Source organism: Streptococcus sp. 29896, from assembly GCF_032594915.1.
GTDB classification, from domain to species: domain Bacteria; phylum Bacillota; class Bacilli; order Lactobacillales; family Streptococcaceae; genus Streptococcus; species Streptococcus suivaginalis.
The window spans coordinates 1,326,048-1,342,748 of the sequence record NZ_CP118733.1 but is presented as its reverse complement, the minus strand read 5'-3'; the positions used below and the strand labels follow the sequence as shown (position 1 = coordinate 1,342,748).

The following is a 16,701-nucleotide window of genomic DNA, read 5'->3' as shown; positions in this document are numbered from 1 at the left end:
CTTTGTATTCTAAAAAATAATACAAAGGAGAAGACATGATTACTTACAGACAAAATCCTCAGCTCGACTTTCAAGCAGTCCTTGAAATCTATGATTCAGTTGGATGGACAAATTATACTGACCGGCCTACCATGTTACAGAAGGCCTTGAAACATAGCCTGTTTGTTCTTGCGGCCTTTGACGGTGACCGTCTAGTGGGTCTCTTGCGAGCAGTTGGCGACGGGCATTCAATCGTTTTTATTCAGGACATCTTGGTCCTACCAACCTATCAGCGACAAGGAATTGGGCGTCAGCTTTTGGAGCAGGCCGTTACCCACTTTCCGGGTATTTATCAGCTTCATCTCTTGACAGACAATACTGAGAAAACACGGTCTTTCTATGAAGCGCTTGGCTTTACAGCCGTTGATAGCCTAGACTGTATCGCCTACACCTATTTAAAAAAATGATAACAGTTTTGAATGCAGAGGCTGGGGAACCAGCCTTTTGCTTCGAGCAAATGATTTGAATTTCAAATCAAAAACTGTAAAATATAACTATCAATAATTAGTGATAAAGGAGAACGATAATGGCAACCCTATTGATTGTGAAGGCCCACCCCCTCGATCCACAAAAGTCCTACGCCTTGCGGGCCTTGGAAGAGTTTCAAATTCGGTACGCCAGTTTGCACCCAGAAGATAACATAGAAATAGTAGATGTCTTTGAGGATCAGATTCCAGCCTTGGACAAGCCTTTGTTTGAAGCCATGGGTGCAGCCAAAAAAGGAGTTGAGATCAGTCCAGAGCAAGCCGAGCGCTTGGAGCGCTATAATGCCTTGACCCAACAATTTCTTGCAGCAGATAAGATTGTCGTGGTCAATCCCCTTTGGAACCTCAATGTTCCAAGTCAATTAGTGTCATGGATTAATACCATTAACGTTGCAGGCTTGACCTTCAAGTATGGATCTGAAGGCTCTATCGGTCTGATCAAGGGCAAAAAATTGTTGCATATCCAGTCCAATGGTGGAGTTTACGCAGGTCAAGATCCAGCAGCCCAATACATCAAGTCTATCTTTGAGTTTCTTGGATTTGAAGACATCCATCAGGTCTTCATCGAAGGGCAATCGGCTGACCCAAGCAAGGCTCAGGTTATTTTTGAAGAAGCTATGGGGAAAATTGATACAATTTTGGGAGTCTTTTAAATAAAAGCCTCGTACTATTTTGTACGAGGTTTTTTTGTCATTTCTGCGATATAGTCTAACTTGCTCTGTCGGCTGCGTTTCTTAAAGAGTGCCTCGGCGGACATGGCTTCCTGCTTACTAGCAAAGGCTTCTTGATAGAGCAGGTTGACAGGCAAGCGTCCGCGGGTGTACTTGGCCCCTTTCCCACGATTATGGGTAGCAAGTCGCTTGACCACATCAGTCGTATAACCAGTATAAAGACTCCCGTCGGCACATTCCAAGACATAAAAGTAGGCCTTATTTTCCATAATAAATCTCACGAATAGCCGGAGTATAGTCGCCGTTTTCCTCATGGACAACCAGAGGTGGCAGGATGTGCAGCCCGTCTACCGAGCCGTCCTTGATAGCCTCAATCAGCAACATATTGGCCTCCTTGCTGGCCTTGGGATAGACAAACTGGATGCGTTTGGGAGCCAGCTTGTAGGTTCTCAGCCTGTCCAAAATATCTAAAAATCGGTCGGGCCTGTGAACCATGGCCAAGCGACCATTGGACTTGAGCACCTGTTGGGCCACCTGACAAATGCTGTCTAGATTGGTCGCGATTTCGTGTCTGGCCAGAAGATAATGCTCGCTTTCATTGAGGTTTGAGTCTTTATCTACCTTGAAATAGGGAGGATTGCAGAGCATCAAATCAACCTTGGACCGCAGGTCATACTGGGGCAGATTTGCCAAGTCGTCATTGATAACCGAAACCTGTTCCTCCAGACCGTTGAGGGCAATGGAACGGCGGTTCATATCCGCCAAGCGTTCCTGTAACTCGACCTGAATAATTTGGGCCTTGGTGCGTGTAGAGGCAAAGAGGCCCACTGCCCCATTTCCACTACAAAGGTCAACAATCAGCCCCTTCTGAGCAGGCATTTTTGGAAAACGCGAAAGGAGGACACTGTCGATCGAGTAGCTAAAAACCTCCCGGTTTTGAATAATCTGAACATCTGTCGAGAAGAGCTGGTCAATCCGCTCTCCGTCTAATAAAACTGGATTGTGCATGAGATTATTATAGCATAGAGGACCATGGTTGACAAAATCTTGTGAAAGAGATATACTAGCAATAGAAAAGCAGTTGCGTCAACAACTGCCTCACAGAGCCGTTTAAGACGGTAGCTGTTTGTTAGATTAAAAAATAACCGTAAAACCTGCTAAAGTAAGACGGTTATTTTTTGTTGTTCATTTTTACGATAAGAACAACCAGGCCGATGAGTGAGAGTAGAAAACTACCAAACCCAAGCATGAGTTGCATTGTCTCGTAAACCGACAATTTTTGCTCCTTCCTTTCTGGATTTTAGTACCTACTTTCATAAGCACCACCCCTTTCAAAGAAATAGAGCTACCGCCTTAACTTCTCTAATAAGTATTATACCATACTTTCTAAAATTTTCAGAGCCTGTTTACAGGAGCAGATGTGTATATTTTTCTCTCGGTAAAAGTGTGGTATAATAGTCAAGACTGAAAAAGGAGAAGATAATGTTTTATTCCTATCTACGAACTCTACTGACATTTTTACTTTGGGCAATCAATGGCAATATTCATTACCATGACAGGGAGAATATCTTGCCACAGGAGGAAAATTATATCCTCATCGCACCGCACAAAACCTTCTGGGATCCAGTCTTTTTGGGCTACGCAGCTGCTCCTAAGCAGTTTATCTTTATGGCTAAAAAAGAGCTCTTCAAGGACCGCGGTTTTGGCTGGTGGATTTCAAAATGTGGAGCCTTTCCGATTGACCGTGAAAATCCTGGTATGGCAGCTATCAAGTATCCAGTTAACATGTTGAAAAAAAGTGACCGTTCGCTGGTTATGTTTCCTTCAGGAAGTCGTCATTCATCTGAGCTCAAAGGTGGTGTGGCGGTCATTGCCAAGTCAGCCAAGGTCAAACTCATGCCAGCTACCTATGTGGGTCCCATGACTATCAAGGGGCTCTTAGCTGGTGAGCGAATCGATGTGGCTTTTGGAAATCCTATCGATGTTTCGGATATCAAGCGTATGGATGATGCAGGTACAGCAGAAGTAACTAGCCGAATCGAGGCTGAGTTCAAACGCTTAGATGACCATGCGGCATCCTTCCAAACCAAGAAAAAGCCAAATATCTTGACTTATATCTATCGTATCCCAGTTCTTTTGCTGGTTGCTCTTATCTTGGGATTGACCTATGCCTTTAGCTATATCGCCAGCTTCTTCTGGCAACCAAGTACTCAGTTGGATAAAAAATAAGTAAATGAAACTCGCAGCTTGCGGGTTTTTTGTATCTTTTACGCACTATATAGGTGGAGGTAATTTATGGATACGATTAAAACTTATATTGAAATGCTTAAAGAATACAAGTGGCAGATTGCTCTGCCAGCAGTTGCAGGTCTGCTTCTGACGACATTCTTAATATTCAGCCAACCAGCTAAGTCAGATCAAACAGGACTGACAGATTTTCCACAGACCGAACAAACTTCTAGTAGCTCTGAGCTGGTCGAGGAAACCAGTACAGAAGTAAGTGAGGAGCCTAGCCAGCTGGTCGTTGATGTCAAAGGGGCGGTGACAGAGCCCGGCATTTACTATCTTGATGCAGGAAGTCGGGTCAATGATGCAGTTGAAGCAGCTGGCGGTTTGACCAGTCAGGCAGACCCCAAGTCTATCAATCTGGCTCAGAAGCTCAGCGACGAAGCGGTGGTCTATGTGGCAAGCAAGGACGAAAATATCTCGGTGCTTGCCAGCATGACTACTAGCTCTGCTATGTCCCAAGAAGAAAAAAATACCAGTCTAGTCAATTTGAATACGGCGACCGAGGCGGACCTGCAGACCATTTCGGGCATTGGTGCCAAGCGAGCGACAGACATTATCGCCTATCGTGAGGCAAACGGTGGATTCAAGTCGGTGGACGACCTCAACAATGTATCGGGCATAGGCGACAAGACCATGGAAAGCATCCGACCTTATGTCACAGTTGAGTAAGCTCCCCTGCCAGCCCATTCACCTGGCAGTTTTGGCGGTGGCGGCCTACTTTGCAGTCCACTCTTTTTCCCTCTTGACAATGGGCCTGCTGAGTTTGTTGCTAGCTGTCTTTGGGGTTCGGCAAGGTAAGGCAGTTTTCATCAGAACGCTTCCGCTTCTAGCCCTGTGCGGTCTGTTTTTTGGATGCCAGAAGGTCCAATCGGAGCGGACAGCCCAGTCAGCCCAAGAGCAAGTAGCGACTGTGCAGGTTATTCCCGATACCATAGACATCAATGGTGACAGCTTGTCTTTTCGTGGTCGGGCTGACGGACAAACCTATCAGGTTTTCTACAAATTTGCCAGTCAGGAGGAGCAGGCTTATTTTCAACAGCTGACAGGTCTGGTCCAGATAGAAGTGGAAGCAGAGGTCAGCCTGCCAGCTGGTCAGCGGAATTTCAACGGCTTTGACTATCGGGCCTATCTGAAAACACAGGGCATCTATCGGACTGTCAAGCTAACAGCGATTAAGAAGATTGCCCCTGTCCAGTCTTGGAATATTTTTGACTGGCTATCAAGCTGGCGGAGACAGGCCTTAGTCTATATCAAAACCAATTTTCCAGCCCCCATGAGCCACTACATGACAGGGCTCTTGTTTGGGGACTTGGATAGTGAGTTTGACCAGATGAGCGACCTCTATTCTAGTTTAGGTATCATTCATCTTTTTGCCCTGTCTGGTATGCAGGTGGGCTATTTCATCGACAAGTTTCGCTGGATTTTGTTGCGTCTGGGTTTGACCAAGGAAACGGTGGATAAATTGCAGATACCCTTTTCCCTTGTCTATGCTGGTTTGACAGGCTTTTCGGTGTCAGTGGTGCGGTCCTTGGTCCAAAAAATTCTGGGCAATATGGGCTTGCGGAAGCTGGATAATTTTGCGGTGACGGTCTTTGTCTGTCTGCTGGTGCTGCCTCGATTTTTACTGACGGCAGGAGGAGTGCTGACTTTTACCTACGCTTTCTTGCTTACGGTCTTTGATTTTGAGGACTTGGGGCAGATCAAAAAGGCTGCGGTGGAAAGTCTCAGTATTTCGCTGGGGATTCTACCTGTGCTCATGACCTATTTCTATGCCTTTCAGCCCTTGTCTATCCTCTTGACCGTTGTCTTTTCCTTTATCTTTGATGTCCTGCTTTTGCCAGGTTTGTCAGTCATTTTTCTTCTGTCACCTCTGGTCAAGATAACTTGGGTCAACGAATTTTTCGTTTTTATGGAGAAAATCATTGTCTGGGTGGCGGATTTGGGCTTTCGGCCTTGGATACTGGGCAAGCCGTCTGGGCTGGTTCTCTTGCTTTTGCTGGTCAGCCTCTTCATGCTTTACGATTTTCACAGGAAGAAAAAATGGCTCTTAGGACTGAGCCTGGCCCTCGCTCTGCTATTTTTCATAACCAAACATCCTCTGGAAAATGAGGTGACGGTGGTGGACATCGGGCAGGGGGACAGCATCTTTTTGCGGGATATGCGGGGGCGGACGGTCCTGATTGATGTGGGCGGACGGGTCGATTTTGTGGCTAAAGAAGCTTGGCAGGAGCGGTCTTCGCAGGCAAATGCAGAGCGGACCTTGATTCCTTATCTGCATAGTCGGGGTGTGGATAGGATTGATAGTTTGGCCCTGACCCATACCGATACGGACCATGTGGGCGATGTGCTGGAGGTGGCGAAGCAGGTCCAGATTGGTCGGATTTACGTGTCGCCAGGAAGCCTGACGGTGCCTGACTTTGTAGCCACCTTGAAAGAAATCAATGTCCCTGTTCATGCGGTGGCGGTGGGCGACCGCTTGCCGATTTTTGACTCCTATCTGGAAGTCCTCTATCCAGATGGGACAGGGGACGGTGGCAATAATGACTCTATTGTCCTTTATGGTCGTTTATTGGAAACTAATTTTCTCTTCACAGGGGACTTGGAGCACGGGGAGCTGGACTTGATAGAAACCTATCCCAACCTGCCTGTCGATGTCCTCAAGGCTGGTCACCATGGCTCCAAAGGGTCCTCCTATCCTGAGTTTCTAGACCATATCGGAGTCAAGATTGCCCTGGTATCAGCAGGAGAAAACAACCGCTACAAGCATCCTCACCAAGAAACCTTGGACCGCTTTGACAGTCGAAATATCCAAGTCTATCGCACCGACCAGCAAGGAGCTATCCGCTTCCGAGGTTGGAAAGAGTGGAGGATTGAGACGGTGAGGGAATGATGTATTGCCCAAAAAGCTTGATATACTATGTCTATCAAGTATTGACTTACCAGTCAATACTTGATATACTATGTCTATCAAGTATTGACTTACCAGTCAATACTTCCTAATAGCAATAATGGAGGAAGAACTATGTGTCCAAAATGCAGTAGCTACAATGTGTTTAAAATTGGGGATAATCATTCAGGTTTAATTTTCTCAAGTGGACAAAAACCAGAGACCTATTATCAATGTCAAAATTGTTCTCATAAATGGATTGAAAATAAGTAGGACAGGCTAATAGAGGTGATTATATGAATGATTTGATTTGGACGGATTTGGGGTCGTTTACTCCAGAAGACTACGAGAAACTTGTTAAGTGGGCTGAGGAAACTACTCTTCAAAAACAAAGAACTTTAGAAGGATTAGATAGCTATAGTGTACCCAATCGGTTTAGAAATGCTTGGGCCGATTTAGCTACTTCATATGAAGAATATTTACAAGATAAAATTCAGTTTTCTCCGAGAGATTTGGAAATTATTGAAACTTATAATCGATCTAGTGCAGTGTATGGAGACGGTTTGTTTCAAGCCCCTCTTAAGAGTGAGGTCAATACTTCTGAAGCATGGTTTACTTCCATATATGATACTTTAAGTAAATCTCATGGAGAAAATGATGTTATGCAGCAATTTTTAATTGATGCAACGGTTCTCATTAGCAGATATGAGTCAGCAACACTCTGGTTACAAAGGATAAGGGAGACAAAAGATAAAAATAAGAAAAAAGGGAATTGGGTTTTGCCGATTATGGCTCTTTCAATTTTAGTAATGTTTAAAATCATTCCTGAGATTTCGTATTATAGCATTGTTGATTATCTTAAAGTACTCATCATTCCGAGTGTTCCGCTTGGAGTCTGGCTTTATCTACAAAAGAATAAGTTTTCAAATCAGAAAAATATTCACCAACAGTTAGATATTGCTCAAAAGGTAGCTGATTGGAGTTTAAGAAGGGCAAATGAGCATCCACTGATCCAACAACAAGGAAACGAAAGTAGTTCACTTTTCTTTGGGACACTATACCATTATTATCGTCAAGGGAGAGTAAATAGTCTTCGAGAGGCTATTAATTTATTTTACCAAGAGCGCCAGTATATGCAATTAGCTCAGCAACAAGAAATGATACAACAAGAGGTAAATTTTGCGAAAAATCTCGCTGTGGCTAACACTATTTACACCCTGCTCAAAAAGTAAGAGTCATATCATTCGATGTGGCTTTTTTGGTTATAAGGAGTGGACGATTGAGACGGTGAGGGAATGATAGTCGCTGCTTAGAAATTCTGATATAATGGAACAAACAAATGAGGAGTGACTATGAAATACATTGTTGACTATGAGAAAGCAGGAACAAAGCCTGCAGTTGAGAAGGTTGTTCTCTTGAGCACTTCGCCTCGTCGCAGGCAGTTACTGGAATTTTTGAAACCGGAGATTAAGGCAGTTGAGGTAGATGAGCGGGTAATTGAAGAGCGGTTTATGGAGCTTTTTGTCAAGGATGATTTTCTGACACGAGCAGCCAAGACCTGTTGCGAGATTTCCAAGGCCAAATCAGACTGCGACCTGGAAGAGGGAACGCTCTACATCTCTGCAGATACCATTGTGGTTTTTGAAAATCAGGTTTACAACAAGCCCGTCGACGAGGCAGAAGCGCGTGCCATGTTTTTGTCCTACTTCGGTAAGAAACACGAGGTAGTGACTTCCGTTTGCTTGCGGGCAAAGGATTATCTAGAAGTTTTCTACACCATTGCAGAGATTGAATTTGTTGATTGGTATCCAGACTTGCGAGAGGTAGTTGATAACTATCTGGATTCAGGATCACCCATGGACAAGGCTGGCGCTTATGGTTTTCAGGAATTAGATCCTCGTTTTATCAAGCATGTAGCAGGCGATGTCCATACCATTATTGGTCTTCCTGTGTCAGAAACTAGCCGTCGAATTGCAACCTAACAGTTGCTATGACTTCAATTGATTAAAAACGAAGCCCTGCTCTCAAAATTTGGCTGAGACTAGGGCTTATTTTTAGGAGAAGTCCTAGTAGCTATGATAAAATGACTTATGGAGATTGTCATTAAAAAAATAAGCACATTTTTCCTAATGGAGGTTATATGCGAGGAGAAAAGAAGATACATTTTGGAATTCGAAAGTATGCGGTCGGTGTGGTTTCGGTTGCGCTTTCCATCGGTTTTATCGTAACGACTTCTGTCAGTGTTCAAGCCGAGGAAGTCTCGGCTAATCTTGTGACTAGCCAGCAGGTTGGTCAGGCTAGTACAGAGACTGAAAGTACGGTTAGAGAAAATCAAATGCCTACCGAAACAGTTAGCCAGCCTCTTTCCGATTCGAGTGATGGTGCTGCTATGGTTATGCCACTATCTGAACAAGCAGCAGATGGGGAGAGTTCTACAGTTTCTGCTCCTCAGACGGTAGCTGAGGTGACGTCAGTTGTATCTGAATCAGGAGAAAACGCTGAAACACCTGCTGTTCAACCGCTTATCGCTGAAGAGGACACAACCACCTCAAGTCAGCCACGTAGTCGGATGGCTCGGAGTGTAGCAGACCAAACTAGTATTGCCAACCTGCCCTTGGATGCTCAAGGGCAGTTGGTGACCAGTCAGGCTCATCAGAATGTGGACCAAGTGCAGGAGGTCTATGCGGATGGTAGTAGCCAAATTGTCCCTGCAACAGCTGACAATACGCCAGTAGTTGCCAACACAAAACAAGTCTTGGAGCAGGTTCGGGCTGTTTCAGCTGAACTAAAGGCCGTTACCTATGAGAGTTTGTACGATGGTCTGAAAAACAATGAGCGCTTTTTAGATAATTTTGCCATCGAACAGGAACTGAAGAAAGAGAAAAATGGTCAGGTACCCACTAGTGAAGAACTAGCGGCTCGCAAACGTCAGGTCTATATGGATCAGTTGGATATGCGAACAAGTTTTACAAGTGTTCAAAATCGTTTGGACACTATTTTGGCAGGGGTTTTTGAAAAATCCACTGCCGTAAATCCAGAAACTGTAAAGGCCAACAAGGAAAAGATTCTACTAGGTTTGACCTATCTAGAGCGCCAATACAAGTTTGCTCTTGGAAACTTTGCAGCTAAGGATTTGATTCTTTACTATCCAGAGGTTTTTGGAAATCAGTCAGATCTTCTGACAAATCTGATTCAGATTGGTTCTGTGAATTATGCTGATTTGGAATTGAAAAACAACCTGCTAACCTATCAAAAGAAACTGGCTCCCATTACTAATCAGCCTAATCTGATTGCCTTTATCGAAAGTCAGGTGCCTCGTTGGACAGAAGCTCCAGATGTGGAAAGCTGGTTTAATGAAACGACAAGAGCTGCCATTGCTACTTCCATAAGTCCAAACGGAAGTAGCTCTCTTTACCAAAAATTAAAGTCTGACTCTCCCCGTTTAGCCAGCCATATCCTGCCATTGTTGACTTTGAGTTCAGATTCTGTCATTGTTTTATCAACGACAAATACCATCACTTACGGGCTCAGAGATACCTACGTTTCGGCAGCTAGTGGGACGGAATCGTTGACAACAAGCATGGAAAAAGCGGTTCAAGGCCAACAGGCATTTATCGATTTTTGGTATCGTGTGAGTGAGAAAGGAGAGGTGCTCCGAAATCATCCTACGGTTGTAGTAGTTGATAGCTTGCAAGCTCTGGGTCAGCCTCATGAATTTGCTCGAAATCTCTGGTCCGCAAAGACAGGCAGTAAGGCACTTGAGGGAGTGCGTGAATTTATTACACCTTTAGGGCTTTACTCGAATTTCTTGCAGGCAGGTGGTCAGAAAGACAGCGATACACGGATTACCTTCTTTCTAGGTAAGTCCTTGACAGACAACGGTTTGTCGGTTTATACCCATGAAATGACGCATATTTTTGATCAGAAAGTCTGGTTCAATGGTTTCGGACGTAGGACCAACAAGGATGCGGAATTGTACGCGACAGGACTCTTTGATTCCCACAATAATACCCAGGGGCAATCCTCTTACCTTCCGATTTTTAACCTTAATACGGCTTATGAATTAGGAACGGGGCGAACACAAAACCAATCGCCGACTCGTTTTGAAACAGAAGCAGACCTGAAAGAATATATGCAAGGCTTGCTTGATGTGATTTATAGTTTGGATTATTTGGAAGCCAAGGTTAGCCTAGAGCAATCTGCAGCGGATAAGACCATTCTCTTCAATCAATTGGCAGTCTCACCTTTACCGTCCAATCCTGTAAAAATCAGAGATGAATTTAAAGCAATTGATGAGCAACTGGCTGCAAATCTGACGACTGTGGATGACTTGGTGGACCAGGCAATTGTGTCAGGACGTTTGGCCTTTAAAGGATTTGACACGCGTGGTTTTGCCAACCATAACGACTATTTTGTTGTCCCCTTGTTTGAACCAGTTTTTGCAGGTTTGCAAAATGATACTAGTTTTGTGGGTGATTTCACAACTCGTCGTTATGCCTATGAGTTATTAGGAGAGTACGGTTATAAAAATGGGATGGTAGCCTATCTGTCTAACCAATATGCCAATGACAAAGAGGCACTTGCTGCGATTATGCCCGAGCACAATGGGAATTTGGCTACCTTTAAAAAAGCCATGTTTGCAAGACGTGCTGCTCGACTACAAGACTTGAAAGCGACTAGTCAGTTTGCAAATCTGGCAGACCTGGAAATCAAGATGCGTCAGGCGGTTGAACAAGATTTGGAACGAATGAAGATGAATCAAACCAACAATACATTCGTGACAACAGGTGTGACAGCTGTTCGAGACTTGAAGACGCAGATTTTCCAAGAATACCTGACGATGACAAATGATTTTCGAACTAGCATCTACAAAGAAAAAGAGACCAGTCGTACTTTTTACGTGACCAATGGTCCAGAGACTTCAACAGATGGAGTAGGAACAGAAGCTAATCCTTATCAAAGCCTGTCTTATGCTCTTCAACAGGCAAGTGATGGGGATGTGATTAAGTTGGTACAAAGTATCACCCATCGCCAAGATCAGCCTTTTGTTATTGATAAGGCTGTGACGATTGATGGTCAGGGACATGGTTTGACATTTCGTGGGGCTGATGTAGAGTTGGGGGATGCAGTTATCTTTACCAAGATGACACTTAATATGATTCCATCTGGTAATCAGCAACCAACAATCTATCTGAATGGGCATCAAGCGATATTTGATGCAGTTTCAACAACTATCAGTCAACAGCAAGATAGCCTTCGTCCTACGGTTGTAGCTGGTTCCCGTCTGGGGGAGCCGACGGGGACTCATGCGCGTCTCTTGGTTGTCAACGGTGATTCCAATACCCGTTTTAGACAGATTTTTGCAGGAAATGCAGCAAGCTCTAGCTACATCCCAATTGACATCATCATTGATTCTGAATTTGCTGGTGTGGATGAAGGAATTGACCTAGGTGGTCCAAATGACCAGGTGACCTATGGTCGGGTTGAGCTAGAGACTCGTTCGAACAAGGTAAAACAAGTATCGGCTGCCAATAGTATGGACAATAAAGTGACGGTCAAAGCTGCGCGGATTTATGGGGCGAATTTCTTGGACATTCAGGAATTAAGCTTGGTTGAAAATGCGGATGTGACTTTGGGTAATCAGGGGACACGTATTTCAAGCAGTGTCGAACTTGCCTCTGGTAGCCAGCTGCAGTTGGCAAGTGACCGTTCAGTAGAATTTGGAGCTCTGTCTGGTCAAGGGAAGGTCCTGATTCCAGTCGGTTCTTATTTGAATGTTTTGGCAGATGTTTCAGGATCTGTGAAAATTGTGCTGACAGGTTTCGAGAGTCAATTTGCCAACAATGTTGATCAGGTCTTTTTGACAGTTGAGGGTTTGCTAGACCCGACTAGCTCTGTTCAACTGTCCAATCATTATGACCGCTTTGCTATTTCTCAAGAAAATCAAACCTATCGTCTGGTCCTTCAAAATCAGCCTCCTCAACTCCATACGGTTACCTTAGAGTTTCTACATGCAGGGCAAGTGCTGAAGTCAGAGCAGGTGCAAGTGGAAGATGGCCAGTCTGTTTCTGGTTTGGAAAACTTAATGCCTAGCTCGACAGAAGGGAGCTACCAGTTGGCACCAGATTTTGATTTTGGCTTACTTGAAGCGATTGATAGTAGCCAATTGATCAAAATTCCAGTGATTTTGGTGCGCCCGATGACACCGATTGTGGCTTTTGATCCAGCTAGGATTCAGGAAGTGAGCCTGGTGCAGGGCTTGAACAAGTCAGTTTATCAAGAAGGCGAAAGTCTTGATTTATCAGGGTTGCAGTTGCGTTTGATGGATCAGCAGGGAATTTCCGTGGTGATTGATTCCAGCCGATTTGCAGAGTTTGGCGTACGAACCAGTCCAGTACAAACGCCTCTGTTGACTAGCCATTATCAACTTGAGGTGACAGTAGGTAGTCAGAGTCTGTCTCTCCCAATTCAGGTTCAGGCTATGCCAAAGGCTACACGCTTCCAGCCGGAAGTGTCTGGCGAGGTGCTTGTTTGGCCGGGTGATAGTAGCCAGTTACTTGAAGAGAATTTGCTTACCGTCCTTAATGTACCAAGTGAAGCAGGACGCGTTCAGGTCATCATGGTGGATAATCTTCCACAGACAAGTGGGGATTACATGCTGACGGTTCGTGTTCATTACGATGATCAGAGCTACGAAGACCTCTCGCTTCCTTTCCATATTGCCAAACGTGAGAATGGAAGTGGAGTCACTCACGAACTGCCAGTAGGCGTTCTTCCGCCACTTGAGACTGCCAAGGGAGAAGGAGTCACTCACGAACTGCCAGTAGGTGTTCTCCCGCCGCTTGAGACTGCCAAGGGAGAAGGAGTTACCCACGAACTGCCAGTAGGTGTTCTCCCGCCGCTTGAGACTGCCAAGGGAGAAGGAGTCACTCATGAACTGCCAGTAGGCGTTCTTCCGCCGCTTGAGACTGCCAAGGGAGAAGGAGTCACTCACGAACTGCCAGTAGGCGTTCTTCCGCCGCTTGAGACTGCCAAGGGAGAAGGAGTCACTCACGAACTGCCAGTAGGCGTTCTTCCGCCGCTTGAAACAGCTAAGGGAGAAGGAGTCACTCATGAACTGCCAGTAGGCGTTCTTCCGCCGCTTGAGACTGCCAAGGGAGAAGGAGTCACTCACGAACTGCCAGTAGGCGTTCTTCCGCCGCTTGAAACAGCTAAGGGAGAAGGAGTCACCCATGGACTGCCAGTAGGCGTTCTTCCAGCGCTTGAAACAGCTAAGGGAGAAGGAGTCACCCATGGACTGCCGGTAGGCGTTCTTCCGCCACTTGAAACAGCTAAGGGAGAAGGAGTCACTCATGAACTGCCAGTAGGTGTTCTTCCAGCACTTGAGACTGCGAAGGGAGAAGGAGTCACTCATGAACTGCCGATAGGCGTTCTTCCTCCAGCTTCTTCCAATCCAGTTGCAGTAAGCCAGAAAGATTCATCTCAAAAGGAGAAGGAGGCTAGCTTGCCAGTGACTGGCCAAACTGGACTCCTAACACCAATTGGTGTTTTGCTCTTTCTTTTCCAATTTATTTTATGGAAAAAGGCGAAAAAACAGGAGGAGTAGAAGAAGGAGCTTGAAGCATCTAACTCTTTTAAAATAAAAAACAAGCCTAGCAAGGGGGATTGGAACCTCAAGCTAGGCTTTTTTGTTATGGCTTAGAGAGCAAGTCCTATAAAATTATTAGTCAGACTTGTAGCGCCTATTAATAAGTCTAAGTCCCTAATGAGCCTCCTATGATTGAAATCATTATATAGATAGACTAGAATAAAATCATAGACAGACTGTCCCTAATTGTCTTATTAACACACCAAGTGATTGGTCATTCAGAAGGAGGAAATGAATGGTGGATTTCAATTCTATGAACCAGTGGTTTGAGGCCCAGAAGAAACTGGCTGAACAATGGCAGTCCATGTTTCCGCTCAACCAAACGTCAACAAGTAGCAGTTCTTCCAATTTACAGGATTTGTGGACTGCCCAACAACAATTTTTCAATGACTATATGAAGGCGTTTCAGCCTGCAGGTTTCACACCAGCTTACCCACTTCCTTTTTCCCATCCAGCCTTTGAATCGTGGAATAAATTTCAATCCAGCTGGACAGAGCAGATGGAAAAAGCAGTGAAAGAAGGACCTTTGGGGAATTATATGGCACAATTTCCGGATATGAACACCTATTTGGATTTCTACCGCCAGCAATTTAACCCTAGTCGATTACTCGATGCTATGGATTCGGAGTCCTATAGTGTCTTTTTGAAAATGATGGATGCCAACCAGCATTTTTTGTCATTCTATCGATACTTTGATAATCTGAGAGACCTCTATTCTAAGCCATTGGAAGCAGATGGGAAAGAGATGATGGAAAAATGGTTGGCAGATGGACAGCAATTTTATACAGACTTTGTCCAGCCTTTTATCCCAGCCCAATTGAGGCAGCTAGTTGATGCTCCATACCAATTGAGCCAAACCATGAAAGATAATTGGGTAAAATTCCTAGGACCTTGGGCGGAATCCTTCTTTGATTTAGCGCGCCTTTATGTCGAAGGGGCACATGGGGATACGGACAAATTAGCGGAGTATTTTGAGGTTTGGAAAAAACAGTACGAGGAAACTGTAGCACCGCTCTTGCGGGTTCCAGGCATGGGTAACAATACAGAGAAAATTGAGCGCCACAATGCCTTTATTGACAATAGTATCCAACTTTTGCTGACCAGTGTTGAATTTCAGCAGAAATTAGCCCAAGTAACTCGTAAACGTGCCAAGGGCTTATTGGAAGAATACGCAGAGCTGGTTAAAAAAGGGGAGCAACCGCAAACCTATAAAGAATTTTACCAACATTGGTCCAACGAAGTCGAAAAAACCTTGCAAGAGTATTTCTACTCCGATGAATTTTCTCAACTCTTAGCCAAATTTGGCACCTCTAATGCTCAATTTGTCATTGCTCGCAATAAACTATTAGAACTGTCTCTGAAAAATCTTCCAGTCGTACTAGAGAGTGATGCCCGCAGCCTTTACAAGAAAGTACAGGATTTGAAACGCGAGGTCAATAAACTCAAGCGTGAGCTCAAGGAACTCAAAGAGCCAAAAGAAGATGCAAAGGTGACCAAGCCGAAAACGAGCAAAAAAACGGATAAATAAAACTAGAGAGAAAGGAGAATGATGATGTTTGAAGATTTGTTTACGGTTCCACGAAAGAATTTTCAAGACGCCTTGGAGTCTCAGCAACGCTTGTTAAAAGGGATTGAGACCTTGACAAAGTTGGAAAGACCTAGAGGCGGCGTATCTGAAAAAGAAGTGATTTATACAGAAGATAAGCTGGTCTTGTATCACTTTGTTCCAAAGGTTAAGCGTCCACTAAAGACCCCAACCTTGATTTCCTATGCTTTAGTCAACAAGTATTATATGTTAGACCTGCAGGAAGGCAATAGTTTTGTAGAAGACTTGCTCAATGCTGGTGCGGACCTTTATGTGATTGACTGGGGCTACCCGACTAAAGATGATATGTTTATCACCATGGAAGACTATATTCAAGGTTATATGCGTAACTGTGTGGAAGCTGTTTTGGAACATTCTGGCGCAGATAAGATTAATTTCTTTGGTATCTGTCAGGGGGCGAATTTTGCGACCATCTTCACAGCCCTCAATCCAGATTTGGTTAAAAACCTGGTAACCGTTGTTGCACCGATTGATTTTTCTCCATGTGATAAATTGCTCTTCCAATGGGGAAAATACCTGGATGCAGACAGCATGGTGGAGGCATATGGCAATGTTTCTGGCGAAATCATGAACAATGGTTTCCTGCTCTTGTCACCAATCAAATTAACTACCAATAAATATCTAGATCTGGTCGATAAATTAGATAATGAAAAAGCCATGACAAACTTCTTGGCACTTGAAAGTTGGATTTTTGACAGTCCAGATCAAGCAGGGGCCACTATTCGCCAGTTTACCAACGATATGTACCATGACAACAAGCTAGTCAAGGGTGAGTTGAAAATTGGGGATGAAACCGTGAATTTGAAGAACATCAAACAACCCCTGCTCAATATTATTGCCAAACGAGACGACCAGGTTCCGACCCTGGCTTCTGAGCCACTTCCAAAACTCGTCGGTTCAAAAGATACGGAGACTGTTTACTACGAATCTGGGCATATCGGCCTGTTTGTCAGCAAGCGTTCACGTGAGCAAGTCATACCAAAACTCATGGATTTTTATAAAACCCATGATGATTAAAAAAAATACCTATCTATCCTGAGATAGGTAGGTATTTTATCAGTGTTTGGGAAAAGGCA

General features: G+C 44.5%; 12 protein-coding genes and 1 pseudogene. 10 read left to right on the top strand and 3 right to left on the bottom strand.

The features are described from left to right. Nucleotides 1-35: 35 nt before the first annotated feature. A complete protein-coding gene (locus PXH68_RS06260) occupies nucleotides 36-446 on the top strand; it encodes a GNAT family N-acetyltransferase (RefSeq protein WP_248028498.1) in 411 nt (136 codons plus the stop codon). Nucleotides 447-565: 119 nt separating this feature from the next. Next, nucleotides 566-1,177: an FMN-dependent NADH-azoreductase gene (locus PXH68_RS06255; protein ID WP_248028497.1), complete on the top strand. Its 612-nt coding sequence runs from the start codon at nucleotides 566-568 to the stop codon at nucleotides 1,175-1,177. A gap of 14 nt (nucleotides 1,178-1,191) precedes the next feature. On the opposite strand, the gene PXH68_RS06250 is transcribed toward PXH68_RS06255, so the two are convergent. From PXH68_RS06250 to PXH68_RS06240, 3 genes and pseudogenes are all read right to left on the bottom strand, one after another. Beyond that, nucleotides 1,192-1,464, bottom strand: coding sequence for a GIY-YIG nuclease family protein (locus PXH68_RS06250; RefSeq protein ID WP_248028496.1), 273 nt, complete (start codon nucleotides 1,462-1,464; stop codon nucleotides 1,192-1,194). Then, nucleotides 1,454-2,203, bottom strand: coding sequence for a tRNA1(Val) (adenine(37)-N6)-methyltransferase (locus tag PXH68_RS06245; RefSeq protein WP_248028495.1), 750 nt, complete (start codon nucleotides 2,201-2,203; stop codon nucleotides 1,454-1,456). The genes PXH68_RS06250 and PXH68_RS06245 overlap by 11 nt, the downstream gene beginning before the upstream one ends. A 163-nt stretch (nucleotides 2,204-2,366) precedes the next feature. Then, nucleotides 2,367-2,512: pseudogene (locus PXH68_RS06240) on the bottom strand (putative holin-like toxin). 165 nt (nucleotides 2,513-2,677) lie between these two features. Here PXH68_RS06240 and PXH68_RS06235 point away from each other — a divergent pair. The 8 genes from PXH68_RS06235 to phaC all read left to right on the top strand — a co-directional run bounded on the left by PXH68_RS06235 (nucleotide 2,678) and on the right by phaC (nucleotide 16,642). After that, the gene (locus tag PXH68_RS06235; protein ID WP_248028494.1) at nucleotides 2,678-3,424 is read left to right on the top strand and encodes a lysophospholipid acyltransferase family protein; all 747 of its coding nucleotides are present in this window, start codon (nucleotides 2,678-2,680) and stop codon (nucleotides 3,422-3,424) included. A gap of 66 nt (nucleotides 3,425-3,490) precedes the next feature. After that, on the top strand, nucleotides 3,491-4,153 hold the full coding sequence (locus PXH68_RS06230; protein WP_248028493.1) for a helix-hairpin-helix domain-containing protein: 663 nt from the start codon (nucleotides 3,491-3,493) through the stop codon (nucleotides 4,151-4,153). After that, a complete protein-coding gene (locus PXH68_RS06225) occupies nucleotides 4,137-6,374 on the top strand; it encodes a DNA internalization-related competence protein ComEC/Rec2 (RefSeq protein ID WP_248028492.1) in 2,238 nt (745 codons plus the stop codon). Before PXH68_RS06230 ends, PXH68_RS06225 begins: the two co-directional genes overlap by 17 nt. Nucleotides 6,375-6,667: 293 nt before the next feature. Then, nucleotides 6,668-7,603, top strand: a complete 936-nt coding sequence (locus PXH68_RS06220) for a hypothetical protein (protein WP_248028491.1) — start codon at nucleotides 6,668-6,670, stop codon at nucleotides 7,601-7,603. 120 nt (nucleotides 7,604-7,723) lie between these two features. Continuing rightward, nucleotides 7,724-8,353 (top strand): Maf family protein, encoded by a 630-nt coding sequence (locus tag PXH68_RS06215; RefSeq protein WP_248028490.1) that lies wholly within the window; start codon nucleotides 7,724-7,726, stop codon nucleotides 8,351-8,353. 158 nt (nucleotides 8,354-8,511) lie between these two features. Continuing rightward, a complete protein-coding gene (locus tag PXH68_RS06210; protein ID WP_316715504.1) occupies nucleotides 8,512-13,977 on the top strand; it encodes a ZmpA/ZmpB/ZmpC family metallo-endopeptidase in 5,466 nt (1,821 codons plus the stop codon). 277 nt (nucleotides 13,978-14,254) lie between these two features. Next, complete coding sequence (locus PXH68_RS06205; protein WP_248028488.1) at nucleotides 14,255-15,547, top strand: poly(R)-hydroxyalkanoic acid synthase subunit PhaE; 1,293 nt, start codon at nucleotides 14,255-14,257, stop codon at nucleotides 15,545-15,547. Between the two features lie 18 nt (nucleotides 15,548-15,565). Then, nucleotides 15,566-16,642: a class III poly(R)-hydroxyalkanoic acid synthase subunit PhaC gene (gene phaC, locus PXH68_RS06200; RefSeq protein WP_239513517.1), complete on the top strand. Its 1,077-nt coding sequence runs from the start codon at nucleotides 15,566-15,568 to the stop codon at nucleotides 16,640-16,642. Nucleotides 16,643-16,701 lie beyond the last annotated feature (59 nt).

What these genes read in the sequence shown, in the direction of transcription:
- PXH68_RS06225 (WP_248028492.1), top strand. Translation starts at nt 4,137, where the DNA reads ATGTCACAGTTGAGTAAGCTCCCCTGCCAGCCCATTCACCTGGCAGTT.
- phaC (WP_239513517.1), top strand. Translation starts at nt 15,566, where the DNA reads ATGATGATGTTTGAAGATTTGTTTACGGTTCCACGAAAGAATTTTCAA.
- PXH68_RS06245 (WP_248028495.1), bottom strand. Translation starts at nt 2,203, where the DNA reads ATGCACAATCCAGTTTTATTAGACGGAGAGCGGATTGACCAGCTCTTC.
- PXH68_RS06235 (WP_248028494.1), top strand. Translation starts at nt 2,678, where the DNA reads ATGTTTTATTCCTATCTACGAACTCTACTGACATTTTTACTTTGGGCA.
- PXH68_RS06215 (WP_248028490.1), top strand. Translation starts at nt 7,724, where the DNA reads ATGAAATACATTGTTGACTATGAGAAAGCAGGAACAAAGCCTGCAGTT.
- PXH68_RS06210 (WP_316715504.1), top strand. Translation starts at nt 8,512, where the DNA reads ATGCGAGGAGAAAAGAAGATACATTTTGGAATTCGAAAGTATGCGGTC.
- PXH68_RS06260 (WP_248028498.1), top strand. Translation starts at nt 36, where the DNA reads ATGATTACTTACAGACAAAATCCTCAGCTCGACTTTCAAGCAGTCCTT.
- PXH68_RS06205 (WP_248028488.1), top strand. Translation starts at nt 14,255, where the DNA reads ATGGTGGATTTCAATTCTATGAACCAGTGGTTTGAGGCCCAGAAGAAA.
- PXH68_RS06250 (WP_248028496.1), bottom strand. Translation starts at nt 1,464, where the DNA reads ATGGAAAATAAGGCCTACTTTTATGTCTTGGAATGTGCCGACGGGAGT.
- PXH68_RS06230 (WP_248028493.1), top strand. Translation starts at nt 3,491, where the DNA reads ATGGATACGATTAAAACTTATATTGAAATGCTTAAAGAATACAAGTGG.
- PXH68_RS06255 (WP_248028497.1), top strand. Translation starts at nt 566, where the DNA reads ATGGCAACCCTATTGATTGTGAAGGCCCACCCCCTCGATCCACAAAAG.
- PXH68_RS06220 (WP_248028491.1), top strand. Translation starts at nt 6,668, where the DNA reads ATGAATGATTTGATTTGGACGGATTTGGGGTCGTTTACTCCAGAAGAC.